General features: G+C 41.3%; 15 protein-coding genes and 1 other RNA gene. 2 read left to right on the plus strand and 14 right to left on the minus strand.

The window, feature by feature from the left end; genetic code table 11:
* Positions 1-101: 101 nt before the first annotated feature.
* From RSX31_RS15220 to aspA, 5 genes are all read right to left on the minus strand, one after another.
* Complete coding sequence (locus RSX31_RS15220) at positions 102-4,250, minus strand: S8 family serine peptidase (RefSeq protein ID WP_315635076.1); 4,149 nt, start codon at positions 4,248-4,250, stop codon at positions 102-104.
* 197 nt (positions 4,251-4,447) lie between these two features.
* A complete protein-coding gene (locus RSX31_RS15225; RefSeq protein WP_315635077.1) occupies positions 4,448-5,701 on the minus strand; it encodes a helix-turn-helix domain-containing protein in 1,254 nt (417 codons plus the stop codon).
* A 263-nt stretch (positions 5,702-5,964) separates the two neighbouring features.
* On the minus strand, positions 5,965-10,143 hold the full coding sequence (locus tag RSX31_RS15230; protein WP_315635078.1) for a S8 family serine peptidase: 4,179 nt from the start codon (positions 10,141-10,143) through the stop codon (positions 5,965-5,967).
* A gap of 340 nt (positions 10,144-10,483) precedes the next feature.
* Entirely contained in the window at positions 10,484-11,743 is a 1,260-nt protein-coding gene (locus RSX31_RS15235) for a helix-turn-helix transcriptional regulator (RefSeq protein ID WP_315635079.1), read from the minus strand.
* A gap of 235 nt (positions 11,744-11,978) precedes the next feature.
* Positions 11,979-13,409, minus strand: coding sequence for an aspartate ammonia-lyase (aspA, locus tag RSX31_RS15240; protein ID WP_315635080.1), 1,431 nt, complete (start codon positions 13,407-13,409; stop codon positions 11,979-11,981).
* Between the two features lie 338 nt (positions 13,410-13,747).
* Here aspA and RSX31_RS15245 point away from each other — a divergent pair, with 338 nt between their 5' ends.
* Positions 13,748-14,170 (plus strand): VOC family protein, encoded by a 423-nt coding sequence (locus RSX31_RS15245; protein ID WP_148995345.1) that lies wholly within the window; start codon positions 13,748-13,750, stop codon positions 14,168-14,170.
* A gap of 66 nt (positions 14,171-14,236) precedes the next feature.
* Here the strand turns inward: RSX31_RS15245 and RSX31_RS15250 are convergent, their stop codons facing one another.
* The 6 genes from RSX31_RS15250 to qoxA all read right to left on the minus strand — a co-directional run bounded on the left by RSX31_RS15250 (position 14,237) and on the right by qoxA (position 19,970).
* Complete coding sequence (locus RSX31_RS15250) at positions 14,237-15,211, minus strand: alpha/beta hydrolase (RefSeq protein ID WP_315635081.1); 975 nt, start codon at positions 15,209-15,211, stop codon at positions 14,237-14,239.
* On the minus strand, positions 15,211-15,849 hold the full coding sequence (locus RSX31_RS15255) for a GNAT family N-acetyltransferase (protein ID WP_315635082.1): 639 nt from the start codon (positions 15,847-15,849) through the stop codon (positions 15,211-15,213). Before RSX31_RS15255 ends, RSX31_RS15250 begins: the two co-directional genes overlap by 1 nt.
* A 207-nt stretch (positions 15,850-16,056) precedes the next feature.
* Positions 16,057-16,356: a cytochrome aa3 quinol oxidase subunit IV gene (qoxD, locus tag RSX31_RS15260; protein ID WP_148995347.1), complete on the minus strand. Its 300-nt coding sequence runs from the start codon at positions 16,354-16,356 to the stop codon at positions 16,057-16,059.
* A complete protein-coding gene (gene qoxC, locus RSX31_RS15265; protein ID WP_148970166.1) occupies positions 16,356-16,967 on the minus strand; it encodes a cytochrome aa3 quinol oxidase subunit III in 612 nt (203 codons plus the stop codon). The genes qoxD and qoxC overlap by 1 nt, the downstream gene beginning before the upstream one ends.
* 2 nt (positions 16,968-16,969) lie before the next feature.
* Positions 16,970-18,934 carry a cytochrome aa3 quinol oxidase subunit I gene (qoxB, locus tag RSX31_RS15270; protein WP_282138544.1) on the minus strand — a complete coding sequence of 655 codons (1,965 nt, stop codon included), beginning with the start codon at positions 18,932-18,934 and terminating at the stop codon, positions 16,970-16,972.
* A gap of 16 nt (positions 18,935-18,950) precedes the next feature.
* Positions 18,951-19,970, minus strand: coding sequence for a cytochrome aa3 quinol oxidase subunit II (qoxA, locus tag RSX31_RS15275; protein ID WP_315635083.1), 1,020 nt, complete (start codon positions 19,968-19,970; stop codon positions 18,951-18,953).
* 441 nt (positions 19,971-20,411) lie between these two features.
* Here qoxA and RSX31_RS15280 point away from each other — a divergent pair, with 441 nt between their 5' ends.
* Positions 20,412-20,627 (plus strand): hypothetical protein, encoded by a 216-nt coding sequence (locus RSX31_RS15280; protein ID WP_315635084.1) that lies wholly within the window; start codon positions 20,412-20,414, stop codon positions 20,625-20,627.
* A 508-nt stretch (positions 20,628-21,135) separates the two neighbouring features.
* On the opposite strand, the gene ssrA is transcribed toward RSX31_RS15280, so the two are convergent.
* The 3 genes from ssrA to rnr form a co-directional block, all read right to left on the minus strand.
* Positions 21,136-21,476: a transfer-messenger RNA gene (gene ssrA, locus RSX31_RS15285) on the minus strand.
* Between the two features lie 158 nt (positions 21,477-21,634).
* Positions 21,635-22,105 (minus strand): SsrA-binding protein SmpB, encoded by a 471-nt coding sequence (smpB, locus tag RSX31_RS15290; protein ID WP_044338267.1) that lies wholly within the window; start codon positions 22,103-22,105, stop codon positions 21,635-21,637.
* A gap of 117 nt (positions 22,106-22,222) precedes the next feature.
* Positions 22,223-24,565: a ribonuclease R gene (gene rnr / locus RSX31_RS15295; RefSeq protein WP_315635085.1), complete on the minus strand. Its 2,343-nt coding sequence runs from the start codon at positions 24,563-24,565 to the stop codon at positions 22,223-22,225.
* Between the last annotated feature and the right edge of the window lie 15 nt (positions 24,566-24,580).

The raw sequence follows: 24,580 nt of genomic DNA on the forward strand, positions 1-24,580 counted from the left end.
ACTTATCTTCTTGATGAATTTGTTGAATGCTGTGATACCCACTGGAAGTTTTTCTCCATAAAAAAGAGCAACGACCATTGGCCGTTGCTCCCATTTATTCCTTACTGAATATTTAATTCCTCCAACACACTGTCTATTGTTTTACCTTCATGTGTTTTCACAGGTTCTGGAGAGTTATCCACCCAAGGATTTTGCATCATGTAATTATTGATGACAAATTGCATATCCTTCGCGTCTACTTCTCCATCAAAGTTAATATCCGCTTCACGTTTGTCTGTGTTCCAATTCGATTGAATGGAAAGTGCGTCTTTCACATCAATTACATTATCTTGGTTCACATCTCCTGCAGGTGCAGGTTCAGGAAAGATTGCTTTCCCATAAGGTTTCACTTCTCCATTTTCTTTCAACCCGACTGTAAACGTTTTCTTCACCTTGAAATGTCCCGGCACCTCTATCTCGAAAGCGAATGGTTTATCCGTTAGTGGTAATTTAGCTGTGAAGAAAGCAGTAGTCGTATGATTTTCAGTCCCAAAACTGTTTTGATATTCTTTTCCTGCTTCATCTGTCACTTTCACTTTTGCGCCTGCTTTTACATAATCAAATTGTGTTAATGGCTCACTCGGTACCCAAGGATTCTTAAATGCTTCCGGAAATACATGTGATTTCAAAATGGAGTACGTCCGCTCCACATGATAAGGGATACTAATACCAGTGGCGGATTTCATCGTATCATCTGTATTGGTGTACGATACATCGAATTGTTTAAAACTTAGATCCTCCGCGTTGGAATCCCCATTTACTTTGTATGTCACATCTACCATTGGAACCTTACCTGATTCCCCTGTTTGTCCAGCATCACCGGTTACAGTCGCAGTAATGGTCGTTTTCACCATCTTCTGTCCGCCGATGGTTACATCCGTATTTACTGTCTGAATATCCAGTTTCCCATTCAATGTTCCGTGCGGTTTAATGCTTGTTACATCTACATTCTGTGGATTCACAAAGGAATATACTGCTTGCTTCATGTTTGTCATATTGTTCATCGAAAGTGTAACCGTCACCGTATCGCCCGCTGTTACTTTCTTTTTATCTGGAATGGCTGTTCCATACTGAGTTCCTTGTTTCACATAATATACCTGTTTATAACTAGCATAGTTCCTGACTGTTGCCATGTTCTCTGCATACATTTTCACTGGCAGCACTGATACACCCGGGATCAGTGAGAGCTCTGTCGAAAAATTCCCGTCAGCGTCTAATGGAACTTCGGTGCTGTATCTACCAAACTCATAAACAAATTTATTATTAGCTTGGGACACATCCATACCGCCGGCTTTCATTTCTTCTACACCTGGATCGTAAACAGAACCTGTTAATGGTACCGTTGTTTGATCAGGACTATATTCAACCACACCAGAGTCTACGTTGAGATCGAGGGTTGGCTGCTTAACGCTATAGTAAACCGGGGCATCTGAGGTAAAGGTTTTCCCTTGATCATTTGTCCCTACCATCCTGATATTGTATAATCCTGGCTCGGTTTGTTCCTTATCATAAGCAATTGGCTGATCTGGATTTCCTGTTAACGGATGGTAATAACCTTCGTTCAGCACACCTCTTAGATAGTATTCAATATTTTCATCAGCACCCATTCCGTCAAATGAACCAAGAAAACCGATTTCTTTGTTCGTTTTTGGATTGACAAGGAAGAGATCCATAGAACGCATATGAGATTTTAATTGGAAATTAAGCCCGACTGACCATCGGATACCATTATAACCAGCCTCGACAGCGGTCGTAAAAGCAGGCGGATTCACCTCAATATGATCAATGCCTTCTTCTGCAGTATGAATGCCAAATGGAACACGATACGTTTCATCCGGATTTTCTTTATTTGTATACACCACATAGCCTTCATAGTTTCCTATATCAGCCGTTTTCGGAACTAACATGGTAACCGCAGTTTTTTTGTTCTTACCTGCCTTCACTTTTAGCGTGTCCTTTGTCTCCACGGTGACACCGTTGGCCTTCGCATCGTTGGCCATGCGTGAATAATCGTTATCAAACCTTTTTCCAAGTGTTTGGAACTCGACTTTCACTTCAAACGTTTTCGTTTCTTCGCTGCTGTTGTACAGTGTGACAGAACGAGTCTCTCTTATATGCTTTCCATTGACAGTCTTAGCCCCGAAGCTGAGGGCACCTGTCGTCTCTTTAATCGTCTGGATTCCCTCATCTGCAAGAGTCCATGCTCCCCCATTACTCGTTTTCGTCTCGTCACTTACTTGAATATTTGCTTGTGCATGAATTGCTTTATAAGGATCCACACGTCCTGCGCCAACTTCAAATACGCTGTAATCTCCATTTAATGGTGCTGCCGTATTCATGAGCCTTGTTTTGATTTCGGCAGGCGTCATGTCAGGATCAGTTTGTTTTAATAGTGCCGCAACCCCTGCAACATTTGGCGATGCCATGGATGTACCGGATAAACGTTCATAAGCATTTTTGTAATTCCCGATTTGGTCTTCTCCATGCACATACGATGGTACGGTAGATAAGACCGACACTCCAGGTGCAGTTACTTCAGGCTTTATATCATATAAGACGCGGGATGGGCCCCGAGAGCTGAAGTCAGCTAGAACATCCCCTCCGGTCACCACTGGATCACCTAACTCATCAAAGGAGAACGTTGCACTCCCAGAAGCCAGTGCTTCCTTCATTTCGGCTCCTTGTTCATCACTTATAGAGAATACAGGAAGAGAGTCAAAACCTTCTCCTAAATACACATCTTCCAGCGGATAGGCGTTGTATAACAGAAGTGCCTTCGCCCCTTCTTTTTTCGCATTATTTATCATAGAGCGAAGATCAATATATCCACGTGTGTCAAGGATCACTTTCCCATTCACATCTTTGTCAAAATAAGAGCCGTTTTCTCCATCTACAACCTGCAAATTTTGTCCTTTTAATTCTTCTATTTTATCGTCAAACCCTCTGGCAATCAGCTTTAAATCCGCTGATACACTTGCATCTGCATGGAGCGTTCCTGTAAATGTTGGAATCGTGACAGAAGTGTCGTTTGCCCCGACAGTAAGCGCCAATGGGGAGGTACCAGGTGAACCAAGTGTATACATTCCATTCCCTGAGTTTCCTGCTGACACTACTGCCGTTACACCTGCAAGGACAGCATTGTTAACGGCAATACTTGTCACATAGAGCGGGTCGTTGTAATTTGCACCAAGGGACATGTTAATGACATCCATATCGTCTTCCACTGCTTGATCGATCCCGGCTAAAATCGCCCCAGTACTGCCTGTGCCTTGAGGACCTAACACACGATACGCATAAATATCAGCATCCGGCGCTACACCGGTTACTGCATAGTCAGATTCGTTCTTACCTTGTCCGGCAATGATTCCTGCTACGTGCGTTCCATGCTCCGTGAAATAAGGTGTTCCTGTTGCCGGCTTTCCTGCTTTCACCCAATCATCATACGTTGTTTCCATCGGGTCATTATCGTTATCCACGAAATCATATCCGCCTTTATAGGCGTCTTGTAAGTCAGGGTGATCATAATCGATTCCTGTATCAAGAATTCCAACTTTCACTCCTTCTCCTGTAAAACCTTCGTGATGAAGTTTCTCAATGCCAGGAAAAGTGGTATTCGTATGCGTTTCTTCCTTCTGCTTGGATTCTTCTTCTGTGACAGGTGGCTCGATGTGAACTTCCTTATCACTCCAGACAGCCTTTACCGCCTCAGAATCAAGCAGTGCTTTTGCTTTATTGGCAGGGATGGTCATCGCCACACCATTAAATGCATGCTTGTAGGTCTGCTTGATTTTGATAGGGGATTTCTTTTGTTTCAAATCATTCTTGAAAATCGTTTGCAGATCCTTATGAAAGGTTTCATGTGCTGCGTCTACTTTTTCTTTTGCTTTCGTCTTAGATAGTTTTTTTCCTTCTAACTCCGCTTCCAGCACCGCTGTCTTTTCAGGCTTATCCTTAAATTCTACAATGACAGAAATGGTATCGTTACTCTTTTGATCTACCTCTGGAGATAGCTGCAGCCCTCCTTGGACATTCGTTTGTAATTGTTTAATCGCTTGACGCTGCTCTGGAGTCAACTTCGACAGTACTTGATCAATACCCGAAGAGGGCTGTGCATGAACTTGGTGTGTTAGTGTGGCCGGTGCTAGACTACTGCCTACAAGACCTGCACTAAGTGCCAACATTGTGACATTTTTGGTGATTCTCTTTTTCATCCGTCTTTTCCCTTCTTTCTTATCTGGTGATATATTCATACTATTTAAATTTGATAGAATTTAACTTTTGCAAAATTTCATCAAATTCAGTTTTTTAAACAAGAGAGTTTCAGTTTGTTAATTTTCTTTATCATATATCCTTAATTACCAGGATTATTAAGAAAATTAGATTGGCTATGTCTCTGTGTATAACTGCTTCAATAGATTTCTTCGTATTCATTTATACCTAACAGTTGTATATACTTGTTTCTTTGGTCATCTGTCGCATGGTGCCTGTATTTCCAGTAAATGAGAAGACATTTTTTAAATCTCTCTATATTACCTATTTGATTTGCTGTATTCGCCACATTCAATAGTTCATCCAATCCGTCCGGCAATAGAAGGGTTTCACACTGGTACAGAGCATAGGCGTACCGAAAATCTAAATTCACCTTTTGCTTCAGCCATAGCTCTCCACCAAAAGCCATGTCATCAATGATATGTTGATACCAATCCAAAAGCCGTTTCGCATCCTCAATACGATTCAGTTGAACATATGCCTCGAGCACCTTTGGCAAACCAATATATGTATCCTCTCTACCTTCTAACCAAGCAAGATACTCATCTGCATACTCCAAATATCCAAAATCTAAATAAGCAGCAAACCGGTTACCGGCGGCTATTTCAGCAAAATATTCGTTTTCTTGAGCGTATTGAGCAGTAAGAGCCAATACATCTTCAAGTGAACCACCCAGGCGTACCAATGCAAAACTTTTATACATAAGAGCCCTGGCATAATAGTCACCCTCCTTGAGCATGCTTTCCAATCTCTCAGCGTAATACAGAACTTCTTTCCATTGCTCACGTCGATAGTAATACGCTGTAATCCATAAATACGCTTCCATCCTAACTTCTCTTGGCAAACACATCAGATGCTCTAACACATGTGTAAGTGCCATTTGTGCGTTCTCAGTCATTCTCAGAATGTAAAATCGCCTAAAATAACTGGTTGCCAGTTGTGTTGAGAAATCATTCGATTCATTTTTAATGATCAATTCGTACAGGGGTAACGCCTTCTCCTCTTTTTTTGCTTTCAATAGCTTCTCTGCGACGGTAAAAATATAGGACAAATAGTTGTCTGACGTTTCTGCTATCATGATAAGCAACAGATCACTCTTCTGTTTTTCATACCCAAGCGTTATACACTTATACAGGAATTGAATACTTCTACGTTTGTCCAATAATTGGTTTTCGTTAAAGCATTCCTCTACATAAAACGGATAAAGAGAACCTTCCCCCAATCCAAGAGCATTTGTAATGGCATCCAGATGCTTTAGTGAAAGTGGTTGCTTGTGATTGAAAGTACGACTTATATCACTCATATGAATCCCCGAGCGTTGTGCTAAGTCTACTTTTCTCCATCCCAACTCTTTCATAGAGTGCTGAATCTTCTGAAATAAAGTTGCATTCATTTTTCTCACCTGCTATTCGCATTCTAATTCTTTCTTTTTTTCTGTGGGCACTATAAAATTTCATTTCTCCCTAACCAGTTAGTTTCCATTTCATTCTATAGAGATTTGAGATGATATTATTTCTGAGGAATTTCATCAAATTTATTTAGTCTTTCATTGCTGATAATTCCATCAGTCAGAGTTATCATTCGTTCTGGTGAACTTAGCACTTTCTTTATACAAGAAAAGAGGTGCCCCATAGGACACCTCTTTTTCCGTTTTTGTTATTCTACTAATTCAAGACCAATTGACTGAAATAATTTTTCCAGAGTCACCTTGCCATGTTTTTCTTTTGGTTTTTTATTCTTTTTGGCATCTGGACCTTTTTCTAAGAAATTCTTCTCAATCAAACGCAGATCCGTCTCATCTACTTTGCCATCCTGGTTAAGGTCACCTTTATTTACTCCAACCCCTTCTTTTCCATAAGAGAAGACTGTGATGATGGCATCATTAATATCAATCATATGATCTCCATCGACATCACCCGCCAGATTCATCTTGGATCCTGTTGAAACGAACCTTCCATACTCTTCACCTTTCAATTCAAAACCAGGTATGAATGGCGTGTAGGTCTTTAAATGTCCTGGGATTTCCACTACGACATTGTATGTCTCACGTGAAGCAGGAACACGTTCGATTGTGTATTTCCCTCTTGAGTCGATGCTGCCTTCATATTTTTTACCAGCCGGTGATAAGGCGTATACCTTCGATCCGATATTTTGAGCAACACCAGTTGGTAAACTAAGATTGCCACTACCACTTTTCTTCATAAATGCTTCTGGTTTAATAAACCCTTCGATCCTTGAATGTTTGGACACGAAATCAAATGATGAAGTGCTGTAATAAGGAAGAGATACCACCTCATCTTCACCGGCCTTTGTGTAACTTGACTGTGTTACATCAAGTTTGTCATACCCGTAAAACCAGTCATCTTTATTGACCTTGAACGTAACATCTACCATAGGCATATCGCCATTCAAACCTGAGTACCCTTCTCCGTTCAATGAAGCTCCTACTTTGACTGTCTGGTAATATCCTGGACTGCCCTCAACAGGGTCTTGAAGTGATGCTTGAAGTCCGTTTTCTTCTGCATAGGCTTTAAATTCATCATTCAGCTTTGCCGATTCGAATGAGTACATTTCTCCTTTATATTGAATCGTGTACTCTCCGGAAATAAGGTCTTTTACGTTATTCAAGCTCAGAGTCATGGTCAGTGTATCGTCTATCCCGACTTCTTTCTTGTTGTAGTCAGACGTTACATACTCAGTGCCCTCTTGTAAGAAGATATATCTTTGGTAATTGACATTCATTGCCATATCAGCACCAGCTAAACTTAATCTTAATGGTCCATCTGCAATATCAGAAGGTTCGATTCCAAACTGAGTATCCCCTTCTGAATCCGCTGAAGGGAAACAACAATTATAATACTCACGGGATCCCGTTGCTATCAAAAATTTGTTCGATGATTGATCATAATCCATACCTTTTGATTGTAAGACTTCCACTGTTTCATCCTGCACATTTCCGTGAAGCCAGAATGCTGTCTTTCCAAACTCTTCTGTGTACATATCTTCACTGATTTCATACACATCAGGAGCTTTATCAAATGTCACTTGGGGTTTTGTATTGTCAACGATGACAGGAGTATCGATCGTATACGTTTTTCCTTCTTCATCATACCCTATGAACTCTAATTCATAGTCCCCTTCAGGCAAATCAACGGATTGTTCTGATATCGGATTTTGTTCGTCATTTGTAAATGGATAAACGACTCCAGCAAAAACAGCAGGAATGTAGTATCGGTAGTCAGGCTTTACATTCGCTTGTTGAAGGGAAGCAATGAATCCAATAGCTTCACCTGATTGTCCATCTTTCACCACAATGTCTATCCTCGTCAGCGGGTTTTTCATTTGAAATGCTGCTGTGATGAACGGGTTGTAGTACTGCCACTTTGGTGTATTATTTGCTAGTGTTGGCCGGTCTGTTTCAAGATAGTCGAACCCTTTTCCCGTGACTCGAACAGCAAACGGAACCTGGTACGTTTCACTCGCGTCACTTGCATTCGTCAAATGAATATACCCTTCATAACGGCCTTCTTCTGCATCTTCTGGAACTGTGATCGTTGGTGAAATTTCTTTCGAATCGCTTGCGGCAACCGATACACTCGTCGGAACGTCTAAATGAATACCGTTTTCGGCAGAATCCTTGATGCCTGTACGTTCACCATGGTATTCGACTTCTACCTTGAATGACTTTTCTTCTCCACCATCGTTCTCGATGATCATGTTGCTGTCTGCTTTAATTCCATTGTCATCTTTGTAGTGACTTCCGAAAGAGATGGATGCCGTCTCTTCATCTATCTCTACCTCTTCGCCATTTTCATTTAAACTCTTTGTTGTATCCATCACTTTGACGGATACATCGGCATGCACCGCCTCATAGGCATCGACTCGTCCCGCTCCTTGTTCGAAAACGGATACGTCACCATTCAAGTCTTCTGCCGTGTTCATCAGTGCCGCTTTTACATCAAACGGTGTCAGTTCTGAATTTTCTTCAAGCAAGAGGGCAGCCACTCCTGCAACGTGAGGAGCTGCCATCGAAGTTCCCTGTAGACGGGCATAGGCTGAAGAGTAATCTACTCCTTCTTCTGGACTGTTGATATATTCAGGAATAGTTGAGAAGATCGCTACCCCAGGTGCCACAACATCCGGTTTTATATCATAGCTGCCTCCCACAGGTCCTCTTGAACTGAAGGCAGCCAAGTTGTCCCCTTCTGTTTGAACGCTTGCTAAATCCCCAAACGTGAGGGATACGTTATCTCCCAACCCTTTCAAATGTTCTCCATCAGCTTTTGTCATACGGAAGGTCGGAACGAGTTCTGAACCTTCCCCTAAATAAGAAGGAATATTTCCGTCTGCATTATTGTAGATAATAACAGCTTCTGCCCCTGCTTCTTTCGCATGTTTCACTTTATCTACAAAGGTAATTTCCCCTCGTTGAATCAGAGCGATTTTTCCTTTTAAATCTTTCCCTTCGAAATCACCTTCATAACCAAGTCCAGCGAAAACCACTTGTTTGGACTGATTTTCTAGAGTGGTTAAATCATCGGAAAAATTCTTCCCCATTAATAAGACGTTTTCAAATGTTTCACCATTAACACTCATGGATCTGAAGGTAGGAATATCCATGGCAAAATCACTAGCCCCAACCGTAATTCCGAGCGCCGCCGCACCAGGAGCTCCAAGGGTTCCTTCATTCGGGCCACTGTTCCCAGCAGCCACAACTGTCACCAATCCCGATAGCATTGCATTGTTAACTGCTACAGAGGTTGGATATAATGGATCGTTAGTAGACGCTCCTAATGAAAGATTGATGACATCCATTCCATCAGCTATGGCTTTGTCAATTCCTGCAAGGATCCCTGCTGTCGCTCCCGATCCATATGGTCCAAGAACACGATAGCCATAAAGGTCTACGTTCGGTGCTACCCCTTTTACGGCATAATCAACCGAATTTTGTTGGTCCCCCGCGATGGTCCCTGACACATGTGTTCCATGTTCGGTATAATAAGCAGATCCCGAATTTGGATTGATTTCAGGTAGACCGGAGTCCTTCCAATCTTCATAGGTTGCTTCCATCGGGTCGTTATCGTTATCAACGAAATCATATCCACCTTTATATACATCCTTTAAATCAGGGTGGTTATAATCAATTCCTGTGTCCAGTACCCCAACCTTGATGCCTTCACCTGTCACGTTTTCAGCATGAAGCTTGTCCACATTGATTTGAGGGATACTATCCATCATTTTCGATTCGGAAGCTTCCCCTTCCATATCCGGAAGATCAAGCTGAACCTCTTCATCTTTCCATACCCGTTTCACTATTCCAGTATCCAGTAAACTCTCAATCTCATTTCCCGGGATGGATATCGCTACACCATTAATGGCAGAACGATATTCTTTCTTGATTTTCGCCTCTTGTAATTGCGGGGTTGCACTCTTTTTATTTTTCATAGAATGGAAGTTTTGTTTAAATTCACTGTGAGATTTCTCTACCTTTTCAGCCGCTGCTTTAGTAGTCGTACGGGCTCCCTTAGCCGCCTGCTTCATCACTTCAACTTTGGCAGGTGCCTGTTTAAATTCAACGATTACATCAACAAGCCCTTCACTTTCCGTATTGATATTCGGAGCGATTTCAAAATCCGGTTTTGCTTCGATCTGTTTCAGAGCCTTTCTTTGCTCATCCGATAGACTCATCAACGTCTCTTCTACATCTTTTATCTGTGTGAACTTAGACGTACCAGGCGCATTTTCTGCCATAACGTTAAATGGAATTCCTGATGTACCTAATAGACTTGCAGCCAGTGCAACCGTCAAGATTTTAGCTGAACTCTTCTTATTCATACTCTTCCCCCTCTGATATTCATCCGTGACGCAGATTTGTTTACAACCTAAATAGTAATCTTTTTTGATAAGTCTGTTAATTGGGAAAATTCTTTACGCATCCCGAAACTTCTCTCAAGTTCCTGTTCATTTCATGGAGTCATTAGCGTAACTTAAGAGGTCAGGGTAGGGTGAAAGTTGGGAAAGTTTCTAATGAAGAAGTAATTATACCTATATAGTCATATTCCTATCTCACAAAACAGGTATATCCTACTATTCGATAAGGGTGTTTAACACCTATTAAATTTCATAAAAAATCAAAAACAAGCAACCATTAACAGTTGCTTGTTTAGCGTTTCATTTAGATTGGTTCATTATGGTTAAAGATCAATTTTTTTAATAGTTCATTGGATAAATGAAGATATTGATTGGAAGAAATCAGGTCTCCCTTTTCTTTAAAATATACCGCTAATCGCTCCGAAAATGTTGCGGCCTTATAGAGATCATATTGTTTCATCATAGGCAGACCACGATCGATTAAAAAATCGCTAAGCCGTTTGTCATCCTTTATCGCATCTAAATACAACACCATCAATTCTACATACTTACTGGACTGCTGATCTTTAAAATCTCTTAGATTCTCCTGTAATAGATTAATCGCCCGTTCATTCTCTTTCAACTCCATCAATACTTGTACCAATTCCACCAATGTGCCATAATAACTGATTGTTTGCTTCTTTTTCAATGTGAGCGACTGGGAGAAATACTCTAACGACTCTTGAAGCCTTCCTTTTTTCTTATTTAATAAACCGAAATTATGAAGAGCTGTAATCTTCGTTTCGTCATCCTTTAACATTTCTGCATCGTTTAAGGCCGTATGCAGCATGACTTCTGCACGTTCAAGATCGTTAATATAAATTAAATTAGCTGAAAGTCCTATTTTCACATGAAGGATCCGTAAGATATTCCCTGTGTTCTGAAAGATTCGCAAAGCCTTGTGGGAGTAATGAAGTGACAACGTAAAATGCTTCAACAGCCCATGATTGGCGGCTTTATAATAATAATAATCTGTCACTTTTTCACTATACAGATCGGCTTTATCCTCTATTTTATCAAAGATGGTAATCGCCTTGGAATATTGCTGCTTCTGTCCATAGTAGATCCCCTGAAAGAACTCCCAGAGATATTTTTCAAACGAAGAAAACTTGCTCATATTCTTTTTTAATCCTAGAGAAGCATGTTCATATTCGGTCGGGTTATTTGTGAATAATAGATATCGAAGCATGTAAAGTTCATATAAGTAAACCATTTCCGTACATTGAATATAGTCTCTATGCTTTTCCAACTCATGATATAGTCTTTCGACATGATCTCGATGAAGTCTTTCGATCGCTTCATAGAATTGCGCCAACTGCCTTTTTAAATACAGCGTTTTTGCCGTTTCCTCTTCGATCGATACACCGAGTCGTTTACAAAGTAATTCTAATGTTTCCAGGTTCCCCTCTTTAGAACTATTCTCAATCTTACTTAGGTGAGTCGTTGAACATATCCCTTTGCAAAGTTGCTCTTGTGTTTTATTTTGTTTTTTTCGATGATAGTAGATAATTCTGCCGATAGACATCGTGTCACTTCCCCCCTGTATATATCTATCATTATACAGGGGAAATAGATATCATATAAGCTATTATAGTTAAGTATCTATCCTTATAGATGTGGATTAACTATATAATTTTTATAATTATATATTTTTACCTTTTTATGTAATATGGTATATCCCAAGTAAGATTCATAAATAGAAAAAGAGAAACTCCTCTTTTAACAAAGAAGGTTTCTCTATATTTCATCGCTTATGCATATCAATGACGATCAAATAACACACGACCCGCAATCCCAGGATTCGTCATTTCATAAGGATTCAGGATCAAATCAAGCTCTTCCTCAGTCAAAACATCATATTCCAGGCAAAGTTCCCTTACAGACTTCCCTTTTAGAATAGCTTCCCTCGCAATACGTGATACAACTTCATATCCTAAGTGAGGATTGACCGCAGTAATGATTCCCACACTATTTTCCACATACTCTTTCATACGTGTCTCATTCGCTTCAATTCCCACAAGACAATTGTCCGTAAAGCTTCTGAACGCATTGTTCATGATGCTGATGGATTGAAGAAGATTGAATACGAGTACAGGTTCCATCACATTCAGTTCAAGCTGGCCGGCTTCGGATGCCAATGAAATGGTCTGATCATTTCCCATCACCTGAAAGGCTACCTGATTGATCAGCTCTGGCATGACCGGGTTTACTTTACCAGGCATGATCGAAGAACCAGGCTGTCTTGCCGGCAGTGATATTTCACCAAGTCCGGCACGCGGCCCTGAAGCCATCATACGCAGGTCATTGGCGATCTTGGACATATTGACCATACATACCTTCAATGCAGCCGAAACTTCAGTGTATGCATCGGTATTTTGCGTAGCATCGACAAGGTGCTCAGCTCCGGTAAGTGGCAAACCACTGATATCAGCCAGATGCTTCACGACACTCTTGATATAAACAGGATCAGCGTTTAATCCAGTCCCTACTGCAGTCGCCCCCATGTTTACTTCATAGAGGTGATCACGTGTTCGTCCGATCCGTTTAATATCACGCTCCACCACCCTGCTATACGCTTCAAATTCCTGGCCAAGGCGAATCGGAACAGCATCCTGCAGGTGGGTACGTCCCATTTTAATGACGTGATCAAACTCCTGTGCTTTCTTTTTAAAGGCGGTCAGCATATGTTCCATGGTGATAAGAAGCTTCTCTAATAATTTCAGCGTGGAAATATGGATGACCGTCGGAAATACATCATTGGTTGACTGTGACATATTCACATGACTGTTCGGACTTACCTTGCCATATTCCCCTTTACGATGGGACATGAGTTCCAGGGCACGATTGGCAATGACTTCATTGGCATTCATGTTGATGGAAGTCCCTGCCCCTCCCTGGATGGGATCGACAATAAAGAATTCATGAAGCTTCCCTTCCAATATTTCATCAGAAGCTTGCACGATGGCTTGACCGATCCCGTCATAAAGACGTGTGGTTTCCATGTTTGCCAGTGCTGCCGCTTTCTTCACGACTGCTAAGGCATCGATCATCTCTTTATGGATTTTGTACCCCGTAACCGGAAAGTTCTCCACTGCCCGTAAGGTTTGAATTCCATAGTACACATCTTCAGGAACTTCTTTTTCTCCAAGAAAATCTTTTTCTATTCTAAATCCACTAGTGACATTTATCATTTTTTTCTCCTCATTTTCGAATTACAGTTACTCTAATTGATGATTCTATCAATTCCTGACACAGTAGGCAACGATTAATGACAAATCCCCATTTATTTCATTACTCTCCATATAAAAAAGCGCACCTCTTAAGATACGCTTGAATGAAGGATATTGGGTTTTATCACAGTGATTACCTGACAATACCATTTTTATCCATGAAATACCTCAGATTCTGAAGCGAGAATCTCGCTCCATCATTGCATTATTTTTTGATTATTCATTTTTTTATAACTAGTAATCATAAGATGATGATACAATAAAAAATGTATTCATTATAATCAATAGGAGTGATAGACATGTCAGTCAATGTTTACCTGAATTTTAATGGGAATTGTCGAGAAGCCGTTGAGTATTATGCAGAGGTATTCGGTACAGAGCCACCACAGATCATGACGTTTGCGGAGGCACCTCCCCACCCTGATTATCCCCTTCCTGAAGAAGCTAAGAACCTGGTATTACATACAAGACTGACAATCGATGGCAGCAACGTCATGTTTTCAGATGTGTTTCCTGATATGCCATTTGTAGAAGGAAACAATATCACCCTTGCTCTGGTAAGCAAGGATACTGAAGAGTTGACGACCCGCTTCCACAAATTGAAAGAAGGCGGTAAGGTGGATATGGAGCTTCAGGAGACGTTCTGGAGTAAGTTGTATGGTCAGGTTACTGATAAATTTGGTATTCAGTGGCAGTTTAACTATGAGAGTGAAGACTTGTAAATAGTTTAATAAGCAAATGATTAAGGTTCCATTACCTTTATTTAACTAAAGGTAATGGAACCTTTTTTATGCGTTCTCTTCAACAGTGTACAGCATACATTTAAGCTTTAAAGTCATTTCATCAAGGGCACGTTTGGCTTCATCCGCCGTTCCTATCATATTAATGAAACTATGGACCATATCTTGATAATGCAGCAGTTCGACGTTAATCCCTGCCTTCTCCAGACGATCCCCGAAAGCTAGCCCTTCCTCCCTCAGAGGATCGAATTCAGCTGTAACAAGCAGTGTTTCTGGCAAACCCTCCATTGAGTGTACTCTTAGAGGTGAAACATATACATCCGAGCCTTCAGAAGGATCATTCAAATAATGTTGCCAAAACCATTTCATTTTTTCATTTGTTAGATTGTATGTATGATTTTCTCTGTAGGAAAGTGTGTCAAAGTTATAGTCCATAACCGGGGTAATAAGAACTTGAAGGGACAACTTGTATTCTTCAGAACCCCTGAAATATATGGCAGCAGCGGCAGCCAAGTTGCCTCCAGAGCTTTCACCACCGACGGCGATTTTTGTTACGTCCCCTTTCAATCTTTCTCCATTTCTAAATGTCCATTTAATGGATTCAATTACATCCAGAAACGCCGAAGGATATTTATGTTCAGGGGCGAGGCGATAACCGACTGAAACGACGACGATGCCGGCATGCTTAGAAAAATACCTGCATAGGTTATCTGCGCTATCCAAATCTCCAAATACCCATCCTCCCCCATGGGAATATATGAGGACAGGGTAAGGACCTTCTCCACTTGGTGTATAGATTCGAACCGGAATGTCATGCCCCTCTGATGAAGGAATGAAGGTATCTTCCACAACCAAGTCATCGATAGAAATGGTAGTGAAGAATTCTCTGGCACTTTTATAGTATTCTCTGGATTGCTCTGGAGTCAGAATATCCAATGGGGGATGATTAAGTTCTTTCATTTTCTCACTAATAGTATGTAATAGTTCGCTTACTTGAGGATTAAGAGGCGCCTTCACTTTCATCAGACTAATTCATTCCTTTGCCAATTCATAGATTTCAGCCACTCTACCTGAATATTCTCGTCCTTCATTTTCTCAATAACCGAACCTCTCTCTCCCACTATCAACGAAGCTTTTTTATTCTGTAGATCAATTTTGCTTATTACTTCCCCTCCCAATTTTTTTAATATTGGTATCACAATCCGATTGCGAATGTCAGGTTCTCCGATAATTCTTCTTGCTTCCTTATAGTGATCAAATAAAAAAATGATCATGGATCTAATCATTGAAAGTCCGTCTTCTCTATTTAAATATTCCTTGGGACCAATCAATAAGTGCATCCCTAAATCTCCATTCCGATACTCATAGAATTCCTTGATTGGATCTTTTTCAATGGAGTATGCAACCAGGTAGCATACTGGTTTGCCGTTAAATGTTCCTATGTAAATATCTTTATGATCTGCTTCGATAGACTGCTTTAACCATTGTTTAAACTCTGACATCGGCAGGTTCAACTTCCAAAATGGGGCTATGTGAGGTTGTTGCATCCATTCATGGAGAGTGGACAAATCCCGTTCAAAATCCACCGGACGGAACAAAAAATTGTCTGCCTTGTCTCCTTTTATAATGAAGAATTCTGATTCATTAACTGTTTTAATCATGGTCAATCCCCCTGTTCATTCAACTATAGTGATAATGATTATCATTATCACGCACATTGATATTATATGAATATGAGATTACACTTGTCAACCAACCTTTTGACCTATGTATACTCTCTGACCAGACCAACTGACTTTACAAAAAGGAACCTAAAATAAAAAAAGAGGCTGCTGAAATAAAATTCAACAACCTCTTTCTATCAATCTTTAATGCATATTGCTCAATACCCAGATTGATCCAAGTACGATTACAAGGGCTATAAATGCAGCTGACATCATTTTTCCTACCTGCCATCTGCCTTCTCCTTCTGTTACGTGCATGAACATAAACAGTTGGATTGCCGCCTGGATAAAGGCAAGAACAAATACAAGAGCAACCATCACATTGTACGCCAGTCCTGCGTATAGTCCGAACCAAACGGCTAAGAATGTCAATGCAATCGATAAGACAAAACCAATGATCTGTGTCCAAGGAATACGACTATGATTCGCTGTATTGTGATCCATTATCCCACCATCCCTAGTAAGTACACGCTTGTAAACACGAAGATCCATACAAAGTCCAAGAAGTGCCAATACAAGCTGGATACGAATAGTTTTTTAGCGGTATCTGGATTTAACCCTTGTCTTTTCACCTGGAACATCACAAGTATTATCCATAGGATACCTAATGATACGTGTAGACCATGCGTACCGGTCAATAGATAGAAAGAAGACCAGTATGCATTGGTTCCCATGGCGGCTCCCTCATGGATCAGGTGAAGGAATTCCGTTATTTCCATATAAAGGAACCCTGCGCCAAAGAGCAATGTGATGATCAGCCAGACCATCATCCCTTTGACATTTCTTCTTCTTAATTCATTTATTGATAACCCTGACGTGAAACTACTGATTAATAACAGTAACGTCATGATGATTGTATTCTTCAGATCAAACACTTCAGATGGAAGCGGACCTCCAACCGTGCCGCTTTCAAGGGCAAAGAATGTCGCGAAAATAGTGGCAAATAGAGCTACTTCCGCACCCAAGAAGACCCAGAATCCAAAAATATTCAGTTTGCCGATCTCCGATTGATATTCAAGTGGCGTATTTGGATCTACATTCGTACTATGTGCCATATTCACGCCTCCCTCTTATACGGATTTTCTGCTTTTTCTATTTCTTCCACACTTACATAATAACCAGCATCCTGTTTGTGTGAAAATAGTGAACGGTATGCCATGCAACCGAAGATACCGATAAGGGCAAGAATCGCCATCCACCACAGTTCAAACACCAAGCCAAATCCTCCAACGAAGAATAACCCGGACATGATGAATGGTGTCCCTGCATTGCTCGGCATATGAATCGGTTTATACTCAACCTTTTCCGGCTTACCGGATTCTTTTCTTTCTTGTTTCATATAGTAGAATGCATCCGCACTCTTCACTTCAGGAACATGTGCGAAGTTATAATGAGGTGGAATCGCCGAACTAGTCGCCCATTCAAGCGTACGTCCATCCCAAGCATCCCCTGATAGTTCCCGTTTTGCAAAACGGTAGCTGTAGTAAACGTTATAGACGATAATCATGAATCCTACTCCCATTCCGAAAGCCCCGACAGAAGAGATAACGTTCAATGCCATCCAGCCATCTTCTGGCCCGTATGTGTACACACGTCTTGGCATACCGGAAAATCCTAATACGAATTGAGGTAAGAAACATACATTGAAACCGATAGAGAAGAACCAGAAAGCCCATTTCCCTATGCGTTCATTCATCTTATGTCCAAACATTTTTGGATACCAGTACACGAGTCCTGCGAAGCAGGCAAATACCACACCGGCAATCAGCGTGTAGTGGAAGTGAGCAACCAGGAAGTAGTTGTTGTGATATTGGAAGTCAGCTGCAGCCATACCGAGCATGACCCCTGTCACTCCACCGATCAGGAAGGTCGGAATGAACGCAACCGACCACATCATGGCGACGGTAAATTCAATCCGTCCTTTATAAAGGGTACCCAACCAGTTAAATATCTTGATCCCGGTCGGTATGGCAATAGCCATCGTCGAAATCGAGAATACACTGTTAACCGCAGCGCTTCCGCCCATCGTGAAGAAATGGTGAACCCACACAACGAAGCTTAACCCTGAGATTGCAACAAGTGATATAATCATCGATTTATAACCAAACAATGTTTTTCTTGCAAATGTTGCAATGATTTCTGAGAAAATACCGAAAGCAGGCAAAATAACGATATATACTTCCGGGTGACCCCATAACCAGAATAAATTCGACCAGAGCATCGGATTCCCGCCTGCTGTCAGCGTGAAGAAATGGGTACCGAATAATCGGTCAAACGTCATCAACGCTAATGTCACCGTTAAGATCGGGAAAGCAAATACAATGATGAATGCTGTGATCAATGTCGTCCACGTGAACATCGGCATACGAAGAAGCGTCATGCCTGGTGCACGCATTTTGATGATCGTAACAACAAAGTTGATCCCCGTTAATAATGTACCAATTCCGGAAATCTGCAAGCCGAGGAGGTAATAATTAATTCCCGGTCCGGGACTCCCTTCAATCGCCAATGGTGCGTAGTTCGTCCATCCGGCATCCGGTGATCCACCGAATACGAATGACATGTTGAAAAGGATCGCCCCAAACATGAATGACCAGAAACTTAAGTTATTCAGGAATGGAAAGGCGACGTCTCTTGCCCCGATTTGCAGGGGAACGACGACGTTCATTAATCCCAATAGAAATGGCATCGCCATGAATAGAATCATGATCGTACCATGAGTCGTAAAGATTTCATTGTAGTGCTGTGATGATAAAAATTCATTGTTAGGCACCGTTAATTGCGCCCTCATTAAAAGGGCATCTACTCCTCCGCGGAAGAGCATGATCAATGCAGCAATGATATACATGATCCCGATTTTTTTATGATCAACACTCGTGATCCAGTCATTCCACAGCCATTTCCATTTTTTAAAGTACGTAAGGGTCGCAACGATCCCAATTACGGTAAAAACGATGGAAATGTTGGCTCCAAGAATCAACGGATCATTGAGGATTAAATTATCTTTAATAAAATCAAACATCTAGAGTCCTCCTTTCTTAGTGCTCATGTCCTTCGTTATTTTGATGATCTTTATGCTCTTCTTCGTCATGATCTTCATGATCTTTCATTCCATTTCCGTGATCACCATGATTTCCATGACCTGACTCAGCATCTTTATCCGCACCATGGGAAGAAGCCTCCACACCATATTTCTCACGGATCGCCATGGCATATTCAGAGTTCTTTCCATGGTCAACAAAGGCTAAATGAGTGGATGAAAAGGTCATTTTATCAACCGTGTCAGGCAGCATGAGTTTTTCATATGTCTCTTCGGTTAATTTCGGCTCATTTTCCTGAGAATCTTTAACCCACTCTCTATACTTCTCTTCTTCTAACGCAACAAAATCAAACTTTTGGTGTGTCATTCCTTCACCAGTGAAGTTTGAGTTTCTTCCATCATAAGTACCCGGCTCATCAGCCTGTAAGTATAAATCATTCACCATTCCCGGCATCCCATAAATCTGTCCGCCAAGTTGCGGCACCCAGAAAGAAGCCATGGAATCGGCAGCCGTCACTTTGAATAAAATCGGATGATCCTCGGGAACGTTGATATAATTAACGGTCTCAATCCCTTCCTCCGGATAACTGAAGATCCACTTCCAGTCAGCAGCAGTGGCATGGATCACAATCGGATCTTTATGAGCCGTTGCTTTTGGAGCTTCCCTTAATTCATATAATGCCTTTGTATTTGGGATAGACAAGGCAATTACAATCAATACAGGAATAAGCGTCCATATAATTTCTAATTTCGTACTCCCGTGCATTTCGGGCTTGTAATCACTATCCTTTTTACTGCTACGATATTTTAGGAGAATAACAGTAAAGAAGGAAAGAACGACAACCATAATGCCAAGCATGTAGTAGATTGACAGCATGATCAGATCTTTCTGCAGGGCCCCAACAGGTCCTTTAGGATCGAGAATGATCATTTCACTTCCCGAACTGAATATAATGATGAAAAATAATGAAACCAGACTGATCAACACAATCAAGTATGGCTTGAATTTATTAAACATAGGGAATTCACCTTCCTTTATGTCGGATTTATCACTGTAGACTTATACTATCAAATTCTATTAAAAGGTACCCTTGTTTCACTGCACTTTAAACAGATTTTCGAAATTTCGTCGAAGTTTATTCACAGAACGGTAACAATGTTGGAAAGAAATGCTCACAACTCAAAAAAATAACTCTCAAAATTATTTGAGAATAATTTTGAGAGCGGTTTATAGGTTGATTATTGTGATAATTGAAAGAATGTTTATTCTAAATACTTTAGATATATTTTGTAGGTATCCCCAGAATCACTTTTGAAAAACTCGTTTCAATAAGTTAAAACTTATTATTATAAATTCTATATTATGTATTTAATTCAACCACTGTATGGGTAATCATTAATTAAGATGGAAATGAGCAATTAAGAAAAGAGTAAGGTTAAATGATAGGAGTTGAAAGGATTGAAAGATTGGGAAGCTGTTTATCTTGCAGGGATTATCGACGGGAAAGGTTCAATTACATTAACACGTATGCATGATAAAGAACATAGGAGACCTTGTATTACTATCGCCTCGACAGACCTAGAACTTTTAGAATACCTCAAAAGTCTAACAAACGGACACATTACTAAAAAGAAAAACTACCGTCCCGCTCGTCATCAGAATTCCTTTACATAAACCATTAAGACTAAAAATCAAATTCTAGACATATTGAAATTCGTTCTGCCTTTTCTTAAAGTAGAAAAAAGAGAAAACGTGCGGACTGGATCCTTAAACATTATGATAGAGTAACAATTAGAAATGGGAAATACAATCCAGAATGTCTTAAGCAAAAATTAATATTTGAAGATGAGTTTTTCAAATTATAAAAAATAAAAAACCACCAAATATGTATTTGGTGGAGACGGTGGGACGTGCACTTCCATGCTTTCGACATGGCACTGACTATATCTTGAACCTGTAGTAGAGGTCCTTTGGCGTATTATGCGAAATATAGATTTATCTGTTGAGAGATATAAATTCCGCATCCTAGTACTACCGAACTTCGGCAGCCTATAAGTCGATACACGGCTGTTGGATTGCTCCACATACCGCTCGGCATTGCCCTATCACACTGTGTGTGACTTAGGTTTCACCGATAAAGCCAAATTTTCACTTATGTGTTGCCACATAAGGCGACTATAACTAATCGAACCCACGTCCAGAAACATCGCCACTTAAGCGTCTACGAGCGTAGTCGATATATTCGCAAGTTCACTGCAGCTTCTGCCTATCGACGGGCGTCCGTGCAGCTAGTCTGATTGGTCTCTTCCTTTGTCCTCAGACGGTGGACTCCGGCGTAGCCTACTAAGAGTGAGTCCCTTACCCTACCACATAGGCGATGGAGGGAGGAACAGCTAAAGCGCTATTACGCAGCTAAAGCTAAGTTATTGTTAGTTTTGCCAGTTATTATTGGCTTTGACGTTTTATCGTGGACGATCCCCACGGCTCGCAACCTAAGCTCGAACTATCCCTGTCGAATCCGTAACGTCCCCATGATAGAAAGGGAAGAACGGGAAAGAATAAGTTCAGCGTGTAAGTCACTTATTCAATTGTTCTTACAGCCGCTTGATTACCTCGCGACATCTATTAGTATAACAAATCCTGAGATAATTGCAAATACCAGATTCCGGAAATCTGTACAATTACATCCCTTTTTGACGCTGAGCCAGTTCTCTCTGGATAGAGCGATTTGCTTCTTTTCGTTTCAAATCTTCACGCTTGTCATACTTCTTCTTACCACGGGCGAGACCGATCAGAAGCTTGGCTACACCATTTTTGATGTAAAGCTTTAATGGAACAATACTATATCCTGCTTCCTTCGAATCACCGATCAGTTTATTGATTTGCTTTTTATGAAGGAGGAGCTTACGTGTTCGGAGAGGTTCGTGATTAAATCGATTTCCTTGTTCATATGGACTGATGTGCATATTATGAACGAAAATTTCTCCATTTTGAACACGGGCAAAAGAATCCTTCAAGTTCACGCGGCCGCCACGTATTGCTTTTATTTCTGTTCCCTGCAGCACAAGACCCGCCTCATATGTTTCTTCTACGGCGTAGTCATGACGCGCTTTTTTATTTTGGGCAATAAGCTTGCCTTCTCCCTTTGGCATTGGAATCCCCCTAGTCATCGCTGGTTTACTCATTATTATCTCATATTTCTTAGAAAAATTGTATTGTTACACTTGGAAAAGAAAAGGAGCAAAGGTTATCCCATTGCTCCTGAACCTTTATTTCTTCTTTTTGCGTTTGCTTCGAGGCGCATTTTCAAAGTGTTTCTTATTCGTCTTTTTCTTCTTGTTGTTTTTCGGTGGACGCGTTGACCATTCTCCGTCTTTTTTTCGGTCTGAAGATCGATGCGATTTCCCACGATCTGATTTTCCTTTATCAGAGCGGATCGAGCGAACGCGGTCTTCGCGCTCCTTGCGATTATTCTTCATTCCTACGATTTCAAAGTCGATGGCACGCTCATCTTTATTGACGCTCACGACACGAACGGTGATCTCGTCTCCGATCCGGAATACGTTTGCGGTTCTTTCACCGATCATGGCAAGATGACGCTCATCAAATCGGTAGTAGTCGTCAGTCATATAGCTCACATGGACAAGACCTTCAATTGTGTTAGGGAGTTCGACAAACATTCCGAAGTTCGTGACGGAACTGATGATACCGTCGTACTCTTCTCCCACTTTGTCTTCCATATACTCTGCTTTTTTCAGCTCATCGGTCTCACGTTCTGCATCCACTGCACGGCGTTCGCGGCTTGACGTGTGCTCAGCGATATGACCCATTTGGGCACCCCATTTTTCCCGTGTTGCTTGATCAACCTTGCCTTCAATCAGGTACGTTCTGATCAATCGGTGAACAATCAAGTCAGGATAACGACGGATCGGTGATGTGAAATGAGTATAGAACTCTGTCGCCAGTCCAAAGTGACCCAGGCTATCAGGATCGTATTTCGCTTGCTGCATGGACCGCAACATCATTGTCGATACAACCATTTCTTCCGGCTGCCCTTGTACATCCTCGACAATCTCCTGGAGAGCACGTGGATGGATCGAATTGGCTGTTCCTTTTACAATCAAGCCGAAATTCGTAATGAATTCGAAGAAGCGCTGCAGCTTATCTTCTTTCGGGTCTTCATGGATACGATAGATGAACGGTACTTCCATCCAGTGGAAATGCTCAGCAACCGTCTCATTTGCCACTAACATGAACTCTTCGATCAGCTTTTCGGCTACCGAGCGTTCACGGAGGACCACATCCGTCGGTTCTCCCTCTTCATCTACAAGCACTTTCGCTTCTTTGAAATCAAAGTCGATGGCTCCACGTTTCATACGTTTCGTACGGAGAACCTGTGCCAGGTCTTCCATTTCCTCGAACATCGGTACCAAAGGTTCGTATTTTTTCCGAAGTTCTTCATCTTTATCCACTAGAATCTTATTCACGTCTGAATACGTCATTCGTTCAGTTGTCTTAATGACACTTTGGAAGATTTCGTGTTGCACGACATCCCCCTCAGGTGAAATTTCCATATCACATGATAGAGTTAAACGATCCACCTTGGGATTAAGAGAACAAATACCGTTTGATAATCGATGCGGAATCATAGGGATTACCCGGTCTACCAAGTATACGGATGTACCTCTATCAAACGCTTCCTGGTCAATCGGAGAGCTTTCTTTTACATAGTACGTTACGTCAGCAATATGTACCCCAAGCTTATAGTTTCCATTGGCAAGCTTCGTTACCGTCACAGCATCATCCAAGTCCTTGGCGTCAGCACCATCAATCGTCACGATCGTCTGGTCACGCAGATCTTTTCGATTCGGGATTTCTGATTCATCGATTTCACTTGGCACATTATTCGCCTGATCCATGACTTCTTCAGGGAATTCGATGTCAATCCCGTGTTTGTGGATGATAGAGAGGATATCGACTCCGGGATCATTTTTATGACCAAGGATTTCAATGACCTCACCCTCTGCACTCTTGCGCCCTTCAGGATAGGAAGTTAATTTCACGACGACCTTATGTCCTTCCGTTGCACCCATTTGAGCAGACTTTGGGATAAAGATATCACTCGCAAACTTCTTATCATCCGGAATGACGAATCCAAAATGTTTACTTTCCGTGAACGTCCCAACCATTTGGTCGACACCGCGCTCTACGATTCTTACAACGGTTCCTTCTCTTCTGGAACCTGAAGAAGAAGTAGACACTCTTACTAATACTATATCGCCGTGCATGGCGTTATTCGTTTCATTAGGAGGGATGAAGATATCGTCCATTCCTGATTCTTCCGGTATCACAAACGCAAATCCTTTTGCATGAGCGGATACTTTCCCTCTTACCAGATTCATTTTTTCAGGTAAGCCGTAGCGATTACTTCTTGTGCGTACGACCAGCCCTTTCTCTTCCATTACGACAAGAGCCTTTACGAATTCCTTGAAGTTCGTGGACCCTTCAATTCCGAATGCTTCTTCAAGCTCCTGTACCGTCAATGGCTTGTATGCTTCTTCCTTCATGTAGGAAAGGAGCCTATCCACATGCTGTTTAATATTTTCGTCCATGACAATCCCTCCTGA

Origin of the sequence: Rossellomorea yichunensis, assembly GCF_032337515.1 — a bacterium.
In the GTDB taxonomy this organism is placed as follows: Bacteria; Bacillota; Bacilli; order Bacillales; family Bacillaceae_B; genus Rossellomorea; species Rossellomorea yichunensis.